A 16,097-nucleotide genomic window follows, 5' to 3' on the forward strand; every position below is an offset into this window, starting at 1 on the left:
AAAATGTGTCTCGATTACTCGACCACAGCGAGCAAGTCGCGAGCAGAGAGAATAACGTATTCCTCACCCTGGTACTTGACTTCGGTGCCGCCGTACTTGGCGTAGATAACCTTGTCGCCTTCCTTGACATCCATCGGCACACGCACGCCCTTGTCGTCAACACGACCGGGACCTACCGCCACGACGGTGCCTTCCTGCGGCTTTTCTTTTGCCATATCCGGGATTACCAGACCCGAAGCGGTAACCGTTTCCGCTTCCAGCTGCTTAATAACAACCCGATCTTCCAAAGGTTTAATGCAAACCGACACTGCGATTGCCCTTTCTCTAAGTTTCTGATGATATTTCACCAACCGAGCGCCGTCGCGGGTGGCACCCTGCCAGTCAATTTATATTTTATGACGTATTTAGCACTCTCGCAACCCGAGTGCTAAGTCAGTTTCAAATCACACGATTTTATTGTCGCCCCGCACGGTTCTCCCCTTTCCCTCCCTGCCCTTTAAGATTGGACTATGGCAGAAAATTCGCTGGCGCCCCTGTTGCACAAAGAAGGATTCCAATTGCTGGAATCCTTGGGAACTCTGGGACCCTACTCCCCGACACTCGCGGACAAATTAAGCGCTGGTCTGCGCAAACGTGGGGTGGCACCAGCGCTGGTGGCAGCCATTTTGACCCAGCTGGAGCTGCGCGAAGCAGCGCGAGCAAAATTCGGGGATTTCGCGCGAGGAATGCTGTTCACGCGAAACGGCCTGGAGCAGGCCACGCGTTTGCCGGTAGCGGCTGTACACGCTGGACGTTTTCGCGACGCCGGATGTCACCAGGTCGCTGATTTGGGCTGCGGGTTAGGTACCGAGTCCCTCGCTTTGGCTGGTTTAGGGATGCTGGTAACGGCTTTTGAACTCGATGAAGCCACCGCAGCAGCGGCTTTGCTGAATCTCCGTGCCTATCCCGAAGCCCGTGTCACACAGGCAGATATTTTAGAACTGGATTGGGACCAGCTGCGTGCCGAGGGCGTTGATGGCGCCTTCGCAGACCCCGCCCGGCGCGACTCCTCTGGCAGGCGACTGCAGCCGGAGTCTTGGAAACCCCCGCTTTCGCGTATTCTCGCTTGGCAGGATGAGATTCCCCATGGAAACCTCGGCGTAAAAATCGCCCCTGGAATCAACCATCAAGTCCTGCCCGCACAGGGCGAAACCCAATGGATTTCTGTGGGGGGCGAGCTTGTGGAGGCGGGAATCTGGTTGGGTGACCTGATCCGTCAGAAGGGTCGGTCCGCCCTGTTGATGGATAATAACGGGAAAATCGTGGTTACGTTGCACGACGAAACCGCCGCCCCGTGCAACACTCCTGCCCGACTAAGTGAGACCATCGCGACAGAAGATGAACTGGGTAAATGGATCTTTGAGCCTGATGACGCAATTATCCGGGCAGGACTGCTAGCTCAGATTGCAGAACAAACATACACAAAGACGGTATCGGAAAAAATTGCCTATTTGACCAAAGATTCTGATCCAAATGGGGCTGACACGAAACTAGGGAGCTGGTTTGAGACACTCGCGGTCCTCCCTCTGGATGAAAAGAAGATTCGCACCGTACTAAAGACGCGACCAATCAGGTCTTTGGAAATTAAAAAACGCGGTGCCAACGTCTCACCCGCCCAACTACGTCGAAAGGTACTCACCAAGACCGTGAAAGACGGAGAGGACCTAACCTTGATAGCGACCCGTTTGGGCAGGCGACACCGCGCAATCTTGTGCCGACGCCGCACCGAGATTTAAACGCGGGGAAAAACCAACTAAACTGAACCCGTGTTAAACGGTGAGAAACTGACTTTAGGACTTGAATCTACCTGCGATGAAACTGGAGCTGCCATCGTCGCGGGGAAAACCCAGCTATTAGCGAACGTGGTCGCTACCTCGATGGATGAATATGCCCGTTACGGGGGAATTATCCCCGAGATTGCTTCACGGGCACACTTGGAATCATTCCTACCTGTGGTCAGTAAAGCCTTGGATGAGGCAGGAGTAAAGCTCGCAGACATTGACCAGATTGGAGTATCCGCTGGTCCAGGGCTGATTGGTTCGTTGGCGGTAGGAATTGCCGGGGCAAAAGCCCTGGCAGTCGCCACCGGAAAGCCACTATACGGAGTCAATCATGTCATTGGTCACCTGGCAGTTGACCAGCTGGTGAACGGTGATTTGGACCTGCCAGCGGTAGGACTGGTGGTCAGCGGCGGGCACACAAACCTGCTGCTCATTACCGATTTCGCAGCTCCAGATGGGATCAGAGAGTTGGGCGGCACTCTCGATGACGCCTCGGGGGAAGCCTTTGACAAGGTTGGACGAGTGCTGGGGCTGCCCTATCCCGGAGGACCACACGTGGATCGGATGTCCCGCGAAGGCAATCTGGGAGCGATTGATTTTCCGCGCGGTCTAGCAGGAGCAAAGTACGCCAAAACACACCCTTATGATTTTTCTTTCTCCGGACTGAAAACCGCCGTGGCTCGCTATGTTAGCCAGCTCGAAGCCACCCCGGAAGTACGCAACCGTCCGGACTTTACCGAGGATTTTGTACCCGCTCGTGAGGGCAAACCATGGCTGCCGGTAGCGGATATTTGCCGTGGATTTTCGGAATCTGTCAATGACTCCCTGGTCAGCAAGACTATGCGAGCGCTAACCGATTTCGAGGCAAAAACCCTGGTGGTGGGCGGCGGATATTCCGCGAATTCCCGACTGCGTGAATGGCTGACAGAGGAATGCACGAGTGCTGGCGTTACCCTGCGGATTCCCCCACTGAAGTTCTGTACCGACAACGGCGCGCAAATCGCTGCCATCACGGCAGAAATTGCCGGGTCTATCGACCCCAGCCGCCCCGACTTTTCGCCAGTTTCCGCCTTGGAATTGACACGCGTAATTGTTTAGCTTCCGATGTTGCTTTAGTGACGAATCAAACCACGCACCCTCAACAAAAAGCTTCTCAGCAGACCCTTGTGAAAGAATCTGCTGAAGCACACCCCGCGTCGGCACAGTCCTCATCTCAACTAGGCGAAAAAGGTATGCTAAGAACCATGACGGAAACAAAGTCAAGCGAAACCGTAAAGCTGGTGTTAACCCTCTCTTGCCCCGACCAACCGGGGATTGTCCACGCTGTCTCTGGCATGGTGGTCAGCGCGGGAGGCAATATCATCCAGTCAGCCCAGTTTGCAGATCTCGATAGCGGATTGTTTTTCATGCGGGTAGAGATGGACGTCCCCTGTGCTCACGATATTCGCTCTCGAGTAGAAACCCTCGCTGCCGAATTTGATATGGCTTGGGAATTGGATGAAATTGGGCGAGCACTGCGCACCGTCATCATGGTTTCCAAAGAGGGGCATTGCCTGTCCGACCTGCTCTATCGCGTGCGGGATCACTCGATTCCGATTGATGTGAAAGCGGTCGTGGGTAACCATCCTGATTTAGCTCCCATCGCAACTTTCTACCAAGTACCGTTTATTTTGGTGCCGGTCACGAAAGACAATAAACCCGAAGCGGAGCGGCAGCTGCTAGACTTGGTCGCCGCGGAAAAGGTCGAACTTGTCGTGTTGGCGCGTTATATGCAGATTCTTTCCGACAAACTGTGCCGGGAAATGAGCGGGCGGATCATCAACATTCACCACTCTTTCCTGCCGTCGTTCAAGGGCGCAAAGCCGTATGACCAGGCTCATGACCGGGGCGTGAAACTCATTGGAGCCACCGCGCACTACGTCACAGCGGATTTGGATGAGGGTCCCATCATCGAACAGGACGTTTCCCGCGTGGATCACACATTTACCGCTATTGACATGCGTAAACAGGGTCAAGACGTGGAACGCCGCGTGCTAGCGCAGGCCGTAAAATGGCACGCCGAGCATCGCGTGTTGATGAACGGCGACCGCACCGTGATTTTCCGGTAACGACGCCGAATCAGAGTTTGCTATGTCGGACCAGTTGCCCCCGGACAGCCCACACGCCAACCGCCACGCCCCGGACGGCACTCCTTCTGATAGCGCGCAACCCGGCAACCCCGAAACCGCACCTTTGGAACAAACTTATCGGCAAGAAATTCGCGACATCCGCCGTATCGCTTTCATTCTGAACCCTGCCTCCGCTAAAGGTCACGCCCGCAAAACTGCTCGGGTCGCCCGAAAAGTGCTGCACAAGCGCGGTCTGGAGATTGTGGATTTTCCCTGCGATACTGCGGCACAAGCCCGGGAATCGGCTCGCCAGGCCGTAGCTGATTCCACGGTGGACGCCATCGTCGTTTCCGGTGGAGACGGGATACTTTCACTGGTGCTCCAAGAACAGGTTGGTTCCGACAAGCCTCTGGGAATTATTCCTGCAGGTTCTGGCAATGATCATGCTCGCCACTATGGGATTCCGCTGAATCCACGTAAATCCGCGGACATCATCGCGGATGGTTTCGTCAGCCAAACCGACCTGGGACTAGCGACTTTTACCGATATGCACGGCAAGGTACGGCAGCGTTGGTGGTCCACCATAACTTGTGTCGGATTCGACCAAATGGTGGCAGATAAAACCCAGGAAATGCGCTGGCCACACGGGTCACTGCGCTATATTTTGTCCCTGTTCATTATTCTGGCGAAGTTCCATCCCCGACCAGTGCGGCTCAGTCTCGACGGGGTAACTTGGGGCGAGGACCACCTGACTTTGTGCGCCGTTGCCAACGGAAAATGCTATGGAGGCGGTGTGGTAGTAGCTCCACAAGCATCCAGCTATGACGGAGTTTTCTCGATCGCGACGTTGAGCTCAATGCCCCGCCGGAAAGTACTCCGCCCCTTGTTCGCTGCCAAAAGGGGGAAATTCGCTGGTGCTCCCGGGGTAACTTTTCACGAGGCACGCCGAGTCAGTTTAGAGATGGAAGGATTGGCTCCCATTGCCGATGGGGAACGCCTGGGATACGGGACGGTTAACTTGGAATGCGTGCCCAGAGCCGGGTGGTTTATTGTGCCGCATCCTAGAGAGAAATAGGTCAAAGCTGCGAACCCGCCGTGGCTCAATAGTTTGCTCAAATCGACATCGCCCGTCGGGGGATTTGCAAGGACTCGCTCCGCTCGCCTTGCCCCCACCGCTCAGAATCATTTCGTCGGGGGATTTGCAAGGACTCGCTCCGCTCGCCTTGCATACCCCTCCTCGCTCGCGCCTCATGAAAGTAAACTTTCATGGGAGCTCGCTCGTCGGGGTGACAGGATTTGAACCTGCGACATCCTGCTCCCAAAGCAGGCGCGCTACCAAGCTGCGCTACACCCCGGAAAAGGTACAGTTTATGGTACAGGAAAGTTCGAGTTGTAGGAAACCCATCCGAACCGGTAAACTCATTTCGTACGCGGGCGTAGCTCAATGGTAGAGCCCCAGCCTTCCAAGCTGATTACGCGGGTTCGATTCCCGTCGCCCGCTCCACTATGACGTCGAAAATGATAAGTAGGCGTTTGCGTTAGCGCGTACGCCCCGAGGGGGTCAAGAAAATCCCTTGCGTTAGCGAGTGTATAGCGCGTTTGCCCCGACCTGCGGAAATACTACTGACCCTGCCTTTTTCCTGTTGAGCGCAATGGCGTTTGAAATGTTTCTCTGAATGTGGAGTGTTCTACTTAATTCATCCTAGTGTTCATGTACACTATAAACACTAGGAGGTGTTCGTGGATATCATCGTTAGTAATGCAAGTTCTGATCCGATTTACGCTCAGATTAAGAATCAGCTCAAGGCGGCAATAATCAATGATCAGGTAGCGCCCGGCGACAAGCTGCCGTCGATCCGGCGTTTGGCATCACAGCTTCGCGTATCGGTGATTACTACCAAGCGCGCCTATGACGAGCTAGAGCTAGAGGGTTTCATTGATTCCGTACAGGGGCGAGGTAGCTTTGTTGCTTCTAAAAACACTGAATTGCTCAAGGAAGAGCAGCGTAAAAAAGTCGAAGACTATTTGAAATCCGCCCTCGCCTCGGCTCGGGTTGCTGGCTTGTCTGTTTCTGATCTGAAAGAGCTGATTGATTTATTAGGAGGATCCGATGAATGTGATTGAAATCAACGGACTAGCGAAAAAGTATCCGGGATTCACGCTCGGTCCGCTTAACCTTGAAGTTCCCCAAGGAGCAATTGTGGGTTTCGTGGGCGAGAACGGTGCCGGTAAATCCACTACGCTGCGTTTGATTTTAGGTCTTGCTCACCCCGATGCCGGGACAATAAACCTGTTGGGGCAGCCTGCAGGTGCAGATCACCCACAAGCGCATGAACGAGTGGGGGTGGTATTTGACGATATTAGCCTGCCAGATAGTTTTACTGTTAAGAATGCTGGCGAGTTCGGCAAGCGCCTGTACAAGAGTTGGGATGCGCAAACATACGCTAGTTACCAGCAGCGTTTTCATCTCGCTTCATCTAAGCGAGTTGGTGAACTCTCTAGAGGTATGCGGATGAAGCTGGGGCTAGCGATGGCACTTTCCCATGCAGCGGATTTGCTGATTTTTGATGAGGCTACCAGTGGTTTAGATCCGGTGATTCGTGATGAGGTGCTTGATATTATGCTCGAATTTATCGAAGATCCGACTCACTCGATTCTGTTTTCGTCTCACATCGTTTCCGATATTGAAAAAGCCGCTGACTACGTGGCTTTCATCCGTGAGGGCAAGTTGAAGTTCATGGAACAAAAAGATGAGCTCTTAGATTCTTGGCGAATCGTAGCGTTGAGCAATGAGCAGGCAAACCAGCTTGATTCCACGCAAGTGTTAGGGCGTCGCCGTCATGATTTTGGTCAAGAAGTAATCGTCCGCACCGGAGCAGTTCCTGCTGGTGTGCAAGCTGCTAGACCGACGATTGAGGACATTATGGTCTACACGATTAAAGGAGAATATCAGTGAGAGCTGCATTTTATAAAGACCTTATTGCCAATCGTACATATATAGCTGTTTTAGGTTTGATGCTCGTTGCGATCAGCGCTGTGGGGATTTATGCAAACCAGTTGATTATCTTTCCGTTTATTTTTGGCATGATTGGGATGCTTTATTTTACGGCCACCTTTGCTCGTGATGCTGAATCCAAGGTGCACCGAACGATTCTTGCCGGACCTATCAGTAGAAACGAGCTCGTTAATCTAAATTTTCTGATTACACTCGCTCTTGGGGTAGTGGCTTTCGCGGTTACAGGTGTTCTTGCCTATTTAATGGTTGAGATGCCTTGGAAAAATACCGTTTTGGTGGCCAGTTTCGCCTTTGCGGTCACTGTGCTGTTGACCATTATTCAGCTACCGCTGTTTTACAAATTTGGTCCGGAAAAAGCCAAGCTTTTTCTGGTCGCGGTATTCATCGTAGTATTCGCCGGATCATCCTTTGTTGGTTCCAACAAACAAGCAATTTTCGAATGGGTAGCAAAAGCCTTAACCCTACCCCCGCTCACCAGCGCAGGAATACTACTGACCGTGACGATCATACTTACCGCAGTATCCCTATGGATAAGTCGAAAGATCGTGGCAGGTAAAGAATTCTAAGTTATTCGAGTGCAATTTTGCATTCAATGTTAGCGCCCTGCGTTCTTTTCAAAGCCCCACTGTGATTTCTTTCCCGGTTCTAAAGATGAACCGGATCCCGTCCTCGGTGACGATGGCGTGGTCGATGAGAGCGCTCCACTGTGAGGGGTGAAACTCGCTCACCGGTTCCCCTGCCAGATCGTCTAGGGTTGTGGTGATGGCGGCGTGCTTGGCGGTGTTCGCTGCGATATCTGCTTCCAGGCTTGTTTTACGTGCGAGTGTCTTACGGTAGGTAGTATCGAGTTCGGTGTACTTGTTTTGGTAGGCGTCTTGGTCGAGCGCGCGTTGCTGGTTTTCCGCTATCAGCGCCTCGATCTGCTCGGTCAGCTCCACGATTTTCGTCTGGCACGCGGCGGCTTGTTCTTCCAAACGGCTCGTATCGAACATGTCCCCAAGCACCTGCGGCAGGCGACTTTGCCGTGGCTGGCGGGCGATCAGTTGGTTGAGCGCTTGGACGAAAGAATCCTTGATCTGCTCGTCTTTCACCGTCGCGCTGCTGCAGGGATGTTCGTCTGTGTATTTGTGGTTGCATTGCCAGACTGTGTACTTGTATTTCGTGTTCGACGCCCACGTCTTACGCCCATACCACGCCCCACACTGAGCACATTTCAGCCGGGTGGAGAATAAGCCGACTTTCGCTGACGATATGTTGCCATGCCTGGTGGCCAGTTCGTATTGCACCTGATCCCAGATACGCGGAGCAATAATCGGCTCATGATTACCCGACACATAGTATTGGGGCACTTCACCCTCGTTGACCTTCATCTTCTTAGTAAGGAAATCGGTGGTGAACGTCTTTTGAAGAAGGGCGTCACCTTTGTATTTCTCGTTCGACAAGATCGAGCGCACCGTCGATGTCGACCACACTTCTTTCCCACGCGGGGTGAGAATCTTGCGGGCAGCGAGCTCGGTTTTAATCTCACTGATCGCCATCCCATCAAGGAAAAGCTGGTAGATCAACCGCACGGTCGGAGCCTGCGTCTCGTCGATGACAAGGCTGCCGTCCTCGCCTTTCTTATATCCGAGTAGTGATGCGTAGGGCACCATAATCTTCCCATCGGCAAAACGTTTCCTATGTCCCCAGGTGACGTTCTCAGAGATGGAGCGGGATTCTTCTTGCGCCAGGCTCGACATGATCGTGATGAGTAATTCGCCTTTGGCGTCGAAGGTGTAAATATTTTCCTTCTGAAAATAGACCTCGACGCCTGCATCCTTGAGCTTGCGCACGGTAGTGAGCGAGTCGACGGTGTTGCGCGCGAATCGGGAGACGGACTTGGTGAGGATGAGGTCGATATTGCCTGTCAGGGCGTCATCGATCATGGTTTGGAAACCTTCGCGACGTTTCATGGAGGTGCCAGAAATACCTTCATCGCAGTACATGCCCGCGAACTGCCAATCATTACGTGAGCGAATATAGGTGGTGTAGTAGTCGATTTGCGCCTCATACGAGGAGGTTTGTTCTTCCATCTCGGTAGAGACGCGAGCGTAGGCGGCGACCCGTCTGCGTGCCGGTACGCCAGATGAGGCTGCGGCAGATCGAAGCTTCTTTGTTGCGGGTATCGCTGTGACGGTGCGGTTCATGCCAACCTCCCCTCACTGGTTAACCCCACCGGCGTCATGGTTCCATCCGCGAGGTGGAAGGTGAGCTGGTGCTCGAAGGCCTCAATCATCACGACCTGCTCGCCAACCGACACAGGGTCGAAACCCTGGGTGCCGAGCATGTCTGCGCAGACTTGTTCGAGGAGTGTTTCGCGCAGGTTGTGCCCGCCGCAAGGGTTTCCGTTCCCGGTGCAGGCACTCCAGCAGCGCCAGAACTTGTACGAGGTTCCAGACTTGTAGGTGCGGGTTTTGCGTTGATAGTTCTTCCCACACACCGCGCAGCAGATCCGCCCGGTGAATACGCCCGTGTTCTTTGACGGGGTCGCCGCCGGCCCCACCTCACGCCTGTACGCGATTTCTGCCTGCACCGCATCAAACATCGCCTCATCAATGATCGCTGGAAGGGCTTGCTCGACCCAATATCGCGGCAGCTCCCCGTCGTTGAAGGAGCGTGTGGGTGCTTGGATCGTGGGGCGGTACATTTTCTGCAGCATTTGGCAGCCCTTGTAGCGCTCGTTTTCGAGCATGCGACGAAACACGGACCCGTAGAACCGTCCCCCTCCCCGAGAGCGTTTACCTTGCTCATTGAGCATCGTCGCGGTTTTCTCCGGGCTGATCCCATCGAGATAATTGGCAAACAGTAAGCGCACAATCTTGGCTTCTTCGTCGATGATCGTGAACTCACCGTCTGTCCAATGGTATCCGTAGACAACGAAGGAGTTCGTGCCCCCGCTCTTGTACCGGTTGCGGATCGCCCATTTCACGTTCTGGGATAGCGAGCGTGATTCTTCTTGAGCAAAAGACGCCAACAAAGTCAGCAACAGTTCCCCGTCAGCGCTAAGGGTGTCGATGCGTTCGCGTTCGAATCGCACTGCAACGCCCAGGTCTTTGAGCTCACGGACCGTAGCGAGCAGATCGACAGTGTTGCGGGCCAGGCGTGAGATCGATTTACACAACACAATATCGACACCCCCACTCCTGGCTCCTTTCAACAGGTCGGCCAGACCTTGCCGGGATTTCGTTGACGTACCAGTAATACCCTCATCGGTAAACACGCCCGCATAGGCCCATCCGGGTGTGGACTGGATCAGGCGCGAATAATACGAAACCTGCGCCGACAATGACGCTAACTGCTCCGCACCGTTGGTCGAGACCCTCGCGTATGCCGCCACGTTGACCAGTTTCGGGACAGGCGGCCGAACCGGTGTCACCACACTTATGTGTGCCACGTTTTCTCCTTTCGCGTTAGGTCTATACACGCTCTAAAACAGGTGTTTATCCAGTCGTTTCGCCCACTATTGATGGTTGATAGATCGGCGTCCACGCCTCCCATAACAACCGGTGAGCACGCTGATACTCTGCGGGTGTGAGCACACCCCGCCCCGCCAGCACGCTCAACGTGTGAGAGTCCGTAATGAAGCCGAGTTCTCGGGCGAACATCTCAGGCTGTGTCATCTGATCAACCGGAGTGGCGAGCGTGTTCATGGTCGTCCGCCCCGCGTGCCGAAGCGAGCACGCACATAGCAGGCGTGACAGCAAAACTTTTGACCTGGCTTGTCCACGATCACGAAGCGGCGTCCGCAGTGCGTACAGGTCTGCTCGCGCACAGGCTCGGTTTTCTGTCGATGCCGCCACGCTTTATGCCTGCAGGCGGGCGAGCAAAACCGAGCCCGAGCCCCTCCCTGTATAGGGCTGGCACACCACTGGCACACGCGCTCGACCATCACCGGAGCGGCGTCAAGGTTTCGGCTGGTGCAGTACGAGCGGACCTGGTCACGAGTCAGGGCGCAAAACTCGGCAATCGCTTTATACCCCCAGCCCGCCGTGCGCAGGTTGCGGATACGTTGTTCATCAAGCTCATTCACAGTGGGGTCACTCCCTTCATCCCACTGCCGACAAACCCCCGATTGTTAAATCCGTCCATGAAACGACGAAAAGCCCCGCCACCACCGGCTCCCCGAGGATTGGGAAGTCGCAGTGGTGACGGGGCTCAGTCGCTCCGACGTGGCGTGGGTGTTTAGTAGCCGAGCTTGGCGTTGACTCGTGCCTGGACGGCGCTGTAGAGGTTCCCAAGGCGGCGCTTACGCTCCTCGCCATTGCCGTACTCGCCACGGATCACGGCGTCAGCCAATGCGTCGATGTTGGGTCCTGCTGGCTTCGGGGCGGATGCGTTGCCGGAAAGCTTCTCATTGACTCGCTGCTGGACAGCCGCATAGTTGGTTCCGAGACGTCGCTTGCGCTCGTCGCCATTGCCGTAGTCCCCACGGATCACCGCGTCGGCCAGCGCGTCAATGTTGACCGACGGCGCGGGCGTGGGTGCGGACGGCTTGGGGGCAGAGCCTGCGAGTTTTTCGTTCACCCGCTTCTGCACAGCCGCATAGTTCGATCCGAGGCGGCGCTTGCGTTCCGCACCGTTTCCGTAGTCGCCACGGATCACAGCGTCGGCGAGCGCGTCGATGTTCGGCGGCGTGGACGGTGCGGGCTTAGAGGCAGGTGCTGGCGTAGCGGATACTTTGCTGGAGGTCATTTGGTCGTACCAGTAGATGGCTCTGGCCATGTAGGTTGCGTGTTGGGATCCGGCTATGGAGGCGGGGCATTCGGTTGCGGAAAAGTCGCAGTGTCCGAACACATTTTTGCCCCAGGTGGGTCGGCCGAGCTCGTAGTAGTGACACAGGGCGGCGACCAGGTGTGCCCCGTTTTCTAGGCAGGCATCGGAAATACGGTAGGGGCGGATGGATGCGTCTGCGTGTTCGATTCCAATCGAGGTGGTGTTGGCTACCCAATTTCCCGCGTGCCAGGCAGTGTCCCGGTCCCAGACGAGTTGGCCGATGCGGCCACTGGTTTCTACTTGGTAGTGCGCGGAGGCAGGTCGGGTTTGCCATACGTCGTAGCAGCCCCTGATGGTGAGGTTGCCTGCGTTGTGGTGGATGATGACTTTATCGATCCGCCTGCCGTTGCGGCCGGGTGTGTAGTGTGTGTTCATGATGAGGTCGATGTCGGCCTCGAGCGCGAGCCAATTCTTCATGACTGGTTCTCCTTTGTGTTTTCAGTGGTTGGTGGTTCGGTCAGTGAGGGTCTTGTTTCGGCGCGGTTGGCGATCGCATCGAGCGCCCCACGCATTTGGGGTGGGACGGGTAGGCCGAGGCGGGTGGCGTTCTCTACGAGGGAGATTCCTTCGTTGGACAGGTAGAAGAAAATGACCGCCGCGCGTAGGACTCCGGGTGCGCCGAGGATGTGGACGTCGATGAGGTGGGCCAGGCCGACGAGGGTGAAGATGAGGATTTTGCGGCTGATACCCCTAAAACCGACGGATGAGCTGAGGCGGCGCTCGTTGATGGCGGTCAGCACCCCGGTGATGTAGTCGGCGATAGCGAAGACAATCAACGCGTAAACCAAACCGTCTAAGCCTCCGAGGTAGGCGGCGAGCCACGCACCTGCTCCGGCGATGCCGGTTTGGATGGTGTGCCAGATGGCGTTTAGAGACATGGGTGTTTCCTTTCGTGGGCATAAAAATTGCCCACACCCACCAGGGGGTGAAGGCATCTAAAAATCGGTGTAGCACTGGGCTACATGGTCGGATCGGTGAGCACTTCCAGAATTGGCAGGCTCAAGTCGAAGGACGCCGCCTTGGGCGCTGGGAGTTCTTGGGCTTCGATGGTCTCTGCTGGTGGTGCGGGCGTGGCATCGGATTCGACCGGGACGATGGGTAGCTGTACTTCTTCGCTAGGCGTTGACTCATCATCTGAAACGTCGGTCATTTCCGTGTCCTTTTCTTCCTTGGCCTTCATTGGCCACCCTTGGTGATGGCGTCGTAGAGGACGTCGTAGGCTTCGGCCGCTTCGCCAGACAGTTCACCCTCATAGCCATCAAGAAGTGCTTTCACGTCCTTGTCGTGGCCGTCGTAGGTTGGGCCAGAGACTTCCGCAACAGATGCCAGTAGTGCTTGGCGTGCGTCGAGGAATTCACTGGCCTTGTCGGGGTCGGCGAGGACGAACGTGCCGTCGTCTGCGAACACTGGGCGACCCTGATCGTCAAGTGTTGCGAATTGGGTGACGAGGTCGTATTCATCTTCCCCGAATCGCGCGATCGCCTCCTTCACCAACGTCAGGAGTTTCGAGCGAGCACGGGACTGAGCGGCCTTGAGCGGCATATTGGTTAGTAGGTCTGCGATGGGTTGCAAATGGTGATTGGCGATCATGATCTTCATCAGTGTTTCCTTTTACTTATGCGAGGTTGGTGGACATGGCCGACAGGCCAGTGTTGGAGAAGTACCGCCACGTGATGTTCGACCCAGACCCGGAGATGGATGTGATCCACCCCTGATTGAGTAAGCTCAGGATTGCGTTCATCCGCGACATCAAATCCTTGGTGCGGTCGAACAGGCGGGTCATGTTGTAATACGAGCCGTTAGTGACCACCATCAGGTCGTAGGTGTGGAAGACGATCTTCGACAGCCCGCTTTGTCCCACCCAGCCCGAATAGGTTCCCTTGCCCGTCAGCGTGCAGTCTTGCAAGGTCACGTAGCGAGAGCCGGTCGTGTAGAACTTGTAACCACCAGTACGCAGGTCACTCCCAAGATGGATACCGGCTTTGCCGTAAAACAATCCCTTCGGATCCAACGTCAAACACGTGTAGTAGGTGCCGCCGTCTGCCTTCTGGTAGGTCCAGGCGACGTAGTCGCCTTTGTAAGCGAGCTGGTTGACGATGCCTTGCACATTCGGCTTGTCCTTATGGGCACGCCGCGCGAACTCACCGATATACCTAGTGCCGTACCAAAACTGCATACCAGCGCTCGTAATCGTTCCTTCCAACGTCGAGCCGTTATACCAAGCGATCTGATACGGGGTGATGCGGATCGATTGCGTCCAGCCAGCTAAGCCTACTTGGATGGCGTTGGTGGCGAGCTTGTCGGCCGAAATCGAGCGCGCCCCAATCCGAGCCGCCGACAACGTCCCGGTGGTGATCTTCCCAGCATCCAGCGCAGCGATTTTCGCGCTCGTGACCGCAGCGTCTTTAATCATCGCAGTCGTGATGTATCCGTTGGCGATGGTCAGCTTGTCAGACGTGATCGAGCCGGCAGCAATCCGTCCAGCAGCCAAATAGCCTGAGGTGATCTTCGAGGCCGAGAGCGACCCGATTTTCGCGTCGGTGATCGCGGCGTCTGCGATGTGTGCGGTGCCGATGGCGGCGTCTGCGATGTGTGCTTGGCTGATCGCTTTCGACCCGATCATCGCCGCACCCACCGGTGTTTGTTCCCATTCGTTGTTGGTGAGGAGATATTGGCGGGCGATCACGCCGTCTACGCGCACTTGCCATAGCGCACCCTCCGGTCGGCCAGCCGCGTCCGCCACAGTCGGATCGAGGCTCGCAACCGTGAGCCGCCCATCCGAGGTAACCGCAACGTCGTGGGCATCCTGCGCCAACTGGGTAGCGCCAGCGGCAGCAGACTTGGTCTGGTCGATCTCCACCTGCGCCGAAGCCATCTGAGTGGCCACATTATCGGCGGCGGTTTGTGCGTCTTGTGCGGCGGCGAGGGCTTGGTCGACCTCTGCGCGGGCGGCGTCGAGTTCGGCCTGCACCTGGGCATGGTTCAGGTCAGTAGCGAGTGCCACCCAGCCGGGCTGCCCGGTGTCGGTGAGCCGGTAGATCCAGATTTCGGTGGTTTCGCCGTTTTGTCGGAACCACGTGTCACCCAGCCTGGCATTGGCGGGCTGGATCCTGCCGTAGTGGTTGGTGTTCTTCCCATCCGCACTAGCCAACGCGAACCCGGCCGCATCCGACGCAGCCACCGCCGTATTGATGGCGGTCTTGACTTGCCGGGTGACAGACGTGAACTTCCGAGCTACGGTTCCAAGTTCGACCGAGATGTACTGGAGCGTGAGCGGGTTGTACTCGTAGGCCACCACCCGCGCCGTGAGCGCAATCCCAAGATCGGTGTGGCGGACGGTCACGGTGTCACCAATTTCGACGGTTTCTAGCCGTGCGAGGTCTGCGTATTCACGGGTTTGTGAAAGGTCAGTGAAGCGGATCTTGTACGAAGCGGACGGCTCATCCACATGCTTGGCGCTGAATTCTGCCGCCGCTAGACGTCGCAACTGCGCGTGGGCTTGGTCGAGCGGAAGCTCACCTTCACGTGGGTTGTCTTTATCAGTAATGGCTTTGACTTGTCCGTAGCGGATGACGCGGATACGCGGCACCACATAATCGCCCAATTTCGGGCTATCCACATAGAGTTCAGGCAAGAGTAGGCCGTCGTAGCCGACCGGGAGAATCCGTGTCACCACCGTCGAAAAATCGATAGCCGATTCGAAGCCAGTGAGGTTCTTGCGGTCACGGATGACCACCCCGTGGTTGGCTCCACGCATGAGCGCGTGATGGATATGGAAATTATCGCGTACCAGTTCACCGCCCCAACGCGCAGCGAACGTGTTGTCCTCGCCCGCATCCATCAGAGCTTGGGCGATGGGCATGCGCACCAACCGCGCCGAAGACCTAGTCACCGTATCCGATGAGGTAGCAGTAAACCCGTGCTTAGTGTTTGCCGCGCCAAGGATTTGAGTGAGTGCGCCTTTCGCGGTTTTGTTGACCACGTAGGTGTCGGCGATGAGGTTCGCCGCCAGATCATAGAAGACATGAAACGCCGTTACTTCCAGCAAACCTTCGATCGTGGTGACGACCTCGCTAATCCGGAAACCCTGACGTTGCTCCAGCCCTGGCACGGGCGCTGCCACAATGTTCTCAAGTACGAGGTGCTGGGCTGCAGGTCCATCTGCTGGGTAGGTGAAGGTCAGGGAGAATTCGCCACCTAGTTCTTCAGTCACGATCGGGTTGATGATCTCCCGATCCAAGACTCCTAGCCCGGTGGTGGTGAATGTCGTGGCGGTGCGGTCGTGAACCGTAATCATGAGAGGCCTTCCAAAGACAACAGTGGCCACCCCACGAAGGGATG

The 16,097-nt window shown here is 55.9% G+C and carries 16 protein-coding genes and 2 tRNA genes; 8 read left to right on the top strand and 10 right to left on the bottom strand.

The genetic code is table 11. The annotated features are described in order from the left end of the window. Positions 1-14: 14 nt before the first annotated feature. The gene (groES, locus tag HMPREF0576_RS04025; RefSeq protein ID WP_036324231.1) at positions 15-308 is read right to left on the bottom strand and encodes a co-chaperone GroES; all 294 of its coding nucleotides are present in this window, start codon (positions 306-308) and stop codon (positions 15-17) included. A gap of 201 nt (positions 309-509) precedes the next feature. Here groES and HMPREF0576_RS04030 point away from each other — a divergent pair, with 201 nt between their 5' ends. The 4 genes from HMPREF0576_RS04030 (at position 510) to HMPREF0576_RS04045 (ending at position 5,003) form a co-directional block, all read left to right on the top strand. Beyond that, positions 510-1,775, top strand: a complete 1,266-nt coding sequence (locus tag HMPREF0576_RS04030) for a THUMP-like domain-containing protein (protein ID WP_004010786.1) — start codon at positions 510-512, stop codon at positions 1,773-1,775. A gap of 30 nt (positions 1,776-1,805) precedes the next feature. Beyond that, positions 1,806-2,918, top strand: coding sequence for a tRNA (adenosine(37)-N6)-threonylcarbamoyltransferase complex transferase subunit TsaD (tsaD, locus tag HMPREF0576_RS04035; RefSeq protein WP_004010787.1), 1,113 nt, complete (start codon positions 1,806-1,808; stop codon positions 2,916-2,918). Between the two features lie 146 nt (positions 2,919-3,064). After that, a complete protein-coding gene (gene purU / locus HMPREF0576_RS04040; protein ID WP_004006976.1) occupies positions 3,065-3,928 on the top strand; it encodes a formyltetrahydrofolate deformylase in 864 nt (287 codons plus the stop codon). 22 nt (positions 3,929-3,950) lie between these two features. After that, the gene (locus HMPREF0576_RS04045; RefSeq protein ID WP_004010788.1) at positions 3,951-5,003 is read left to right on the top strand and encodes a diacylglycerol kinase family protein; all 1,053 of its coding nucleotides are present in this window, start codon (positions 3,951-3,953) and stop codon (positions 5,001-5,003) included. Between the two features lie 206 nt (positions 5,004-5,209). Here HMPREF0576_RS04045 and HMPREF0576_RS04050 read toward each other — a convergent pair. Beyond that, positions 5,210-5,283, bottom strand: a tRNA-Pro gene (locus HMPREF0576_RS04050). A gap of 75 nt (positions 5,284-5,358) precedes the next feature. On the opposite strand from HMPREF0576_RS04050, the gene HMPREF0576_RS04055 reads away from it, so the two are divergent. The 4 genes from HMPREF0576_RS04055 (at position 5,359) to HMPREF0576_RS04070 (ending at position 7,510) form a co-directional block, all read left to right on the top strand. Next, positions 5,359-5,432 (top strand) — tRNA-Gly (locus tag HMPREF0576_RS04055). 236 nt (positions 5,433-5,668) lie between these two features. Beyond that, entirely contained in the window at positions 5,669-6,052 is a 384-nt protein-coding gene (locus HMPREF0576_RS04060; protein ID WP_026420983.1) for a GntR family transcriptional regulator, read from the top strand. After that, entirely contained in the window at positions 6,039-6,884 is an 846-nt protein-coding gene (locus tag HMPREF0576_RS04065; RefSeq protein WP_004010790.1) for an ABC transporter ATP-binding protein, read from the top strand. Before HMPREF0576_RS04060 ends, HMPREF0576_RS04065 begins: the two co-directional genes overlap by 14 nt. Next, complete coding sequence (locus tag HMPREF0576_RS04070; protein WP_036324239.1) at positions 6,881-7,510, top strand: ABC-2 transporter permease; 630 nt, start codon at positions 6,881-6,883, stop codon at positions 7,508-7,510. The genes HMPREF0576_RS04065 and HMPREF0576_RS04070 overlap by 4 nt, the downstream gene beginning before the upstream one ends. Positions 7,511-7,558: 48 nt before the next feature. Here the strand turns inward: HMPREF0576_RS04070 and HMPREF0576_RS04075 are convergent, their stop codons facing one another. The 8 genes from HMPREF0576_RS04075 to HMPREF0576_RS04105 form a co-directional block, all read right to left on the bottom strand. Further along, positions 7,559-9,130, bottom strand: a complete 1,572-nt coding sequence (locus HMPREF0576_RS04075; protein ID WP_004010792.1) for a recombinase family protein — start codon at positions 9,128-9,130, stop codon at positions 7,559-7,561. Beyond that, the gene (locus HMPREF0576_RS04080) at positions 9,127-10,377 is read right to left on the bottom strand and encodes a recombinase family protein (protein WP_004010793.1); all 1,251 of its coding nucleotides are present in this window, start codon (positions 10,375-10,377) and stop codon (positions 9,127-9,129) included. Before HMPREF0576_RS04080 ends, HMPREF0576_RS04075 begins: the two co-directional genes overlap by 4 nt. Positions 10,378-10,629: 252 nt before the next feature. Then, positions 10,630-11,013: a hypothetical protein gene (locus tag HMPREF0576_RS09290; RefSeq protein WP_147285762.1), complete on the bottom strand. Its 384-nt coding sequence runs from the start codon at positions 11,011-11,013 to the stop codon at positions 10,630-10,632. Between the two features lie 152 nt (positions 11,014-11,165). After that, positions 11,166-12,173, bottom strand: coding sequence for an N-acetylmuramoyl-L-alanine amidase (locus HMPREF0576_RS04085; RefSeq protein WP_004010795.1), 1,008 nt, complete (start codon positions 12,171-12,173; stop codon positions 11,166-11,168). Beyond that, the gene (locus tag HMPREF0576_RS04090) at positions 12,170-12,634 is read right to left on the bottom strand and encodes a phage holin family protein (protein WP_004010796.1); all 465 of its coding nucleotides are present in this window, start codon (positions 12,632-12,634) and stop codon (positions 12,170-12,172) included. Before HMPREF0576_RS04090 ends, HMPREF0576_RS04085 begins: the two co-directional genes overlap by 4 nt. A gap of 80 nt (positions 12,635-12,714) precedes the next feature. Next, positions 12,715-12,936 carry a hypothetical protein gene (locus HMPREF0576_RS04095; RefSeq protein WP_004010797.1) on the bottom strand — a complete coding sequence of 74 codons (222 nt, stop codon included), beginning with the start codon at positions 12,934-12,936 and terminating at the stop codon, positions 12,715-12,717. After that, positions 12,933-13,355, bottom strand: a complete 423-nt coding sequence (locus tag HMPREF0576_RS04100; RefSeq protein WP_004010798.1) for a DUF1617 family protein — start codon at positions 13,353-13,355, stop codon at positions 12,933-12,935. The genes HMPREF0576_RS04095 and HMPREF0576_RS04100 overlap by 4 nt, the downstream gene beginning before the upstream one ends. A 16-nt stretch (positions 13,356-13,371) precedes the next feature. Continuing rightward, a complete protein-coding gene (locus HMPREF0576_RS04105; RefSeq protein WP_004010799.1) occupies positions 13,372-16,053 on the bottom strand; it encodes a phage tail spike protein in 2,682 nt (893 codons plus the stop codon). Positions 16,054-16,097: the final 44 nt, after the last annotated feature.

It is taken from the genome of Mobiluncus holmesii ATCC 35242, from assembly GCF_000185445.1.
Lineage (GTDB): Bacteria > Actinomycetota > Actinomycetes > Actinomycetales > Actinomycetaceae > Mobiluncus > Mobiluncus curtisii.

What these genes read in the sequence shown, in the direction of transcription:
- HMPREF0576_RS04030 (WP_004010786.1), top strand. Translation starts at nt 510, where the DNA reads ATGGCAGAAAATTCGCTGGCGCCCCTGTTGCACAAAGAAGGATTCCAA.
- HMPREF0576_RS04105 (WP_004010799.1), bottom strand. Translation starts at nt 16,053, where the DNA reads ATGATTACGGTTCACGACCGCACCGCCACGACATTCACCACCACCGGG.
- purU (WP_004006976.1), top strand. Translation starts at nt 3,065, where the DNA reads ATGACGGAAACAAAGTCAAGCGAAACCGTAAAGCTGGTGTTAACCCTC.
- HMPREF0576_RS04065 (WP_004010790.1), top strand. Translation starts at nt 6,039, where the DNA reads ATGAATGTGATTGAAATCAACGGACTAGCGAAAAAGTATCCGGGATTC.
- HMPREF0576_RS04075 (WP_004010792.1), bottom strand. Translation starts at nt 9,130, where the DNA reads ATGAACCGCACCGTCACAGCGATACCCGCAACAAAGAAGCTTCGATCT.
- HMPREF0576_RS04095 (WP_004010797.1), bottom strand. Translation starts at nt 12,936, where the DNA reads ATGAAGGCCAAGGAAGAAAAGGACACGGAAATGACCGACGTTTCAGAT.
- HMPREF0576_RS04100 (WP_004010798.1), bottom strand. Translation starts at nt 13,355, where the DNA reads ATGAAGATCATGATCGCCAATCACCATTTGCAACCCATCGCAGACCTA.
- HMPREF0576_RS04045 (WP_004010788.1), top strand. Translation starts at nt 3,951, where the DNA reads ATGTCGGACCAGTTGCCCCCGGACAGCCCACACGCCAACCGCCACGCC.
- HMPREF0576_RS04090 (WP_004010796.1), bottom strand. Translation starts at nt 12,634, where the DNA reads ATGTCTCTAAACGCCATCTGGCACACCATCCAAACCGGCATCGCCGGA.
- HMPREF0576_RS04085 (WP_004010795.1), bottom strand. Translation starts at nt 12,173, where the DNA reads ATGAAGAATTGGCTCGCGCTCGAGGCCGACATCGACCTCATCATGAAC.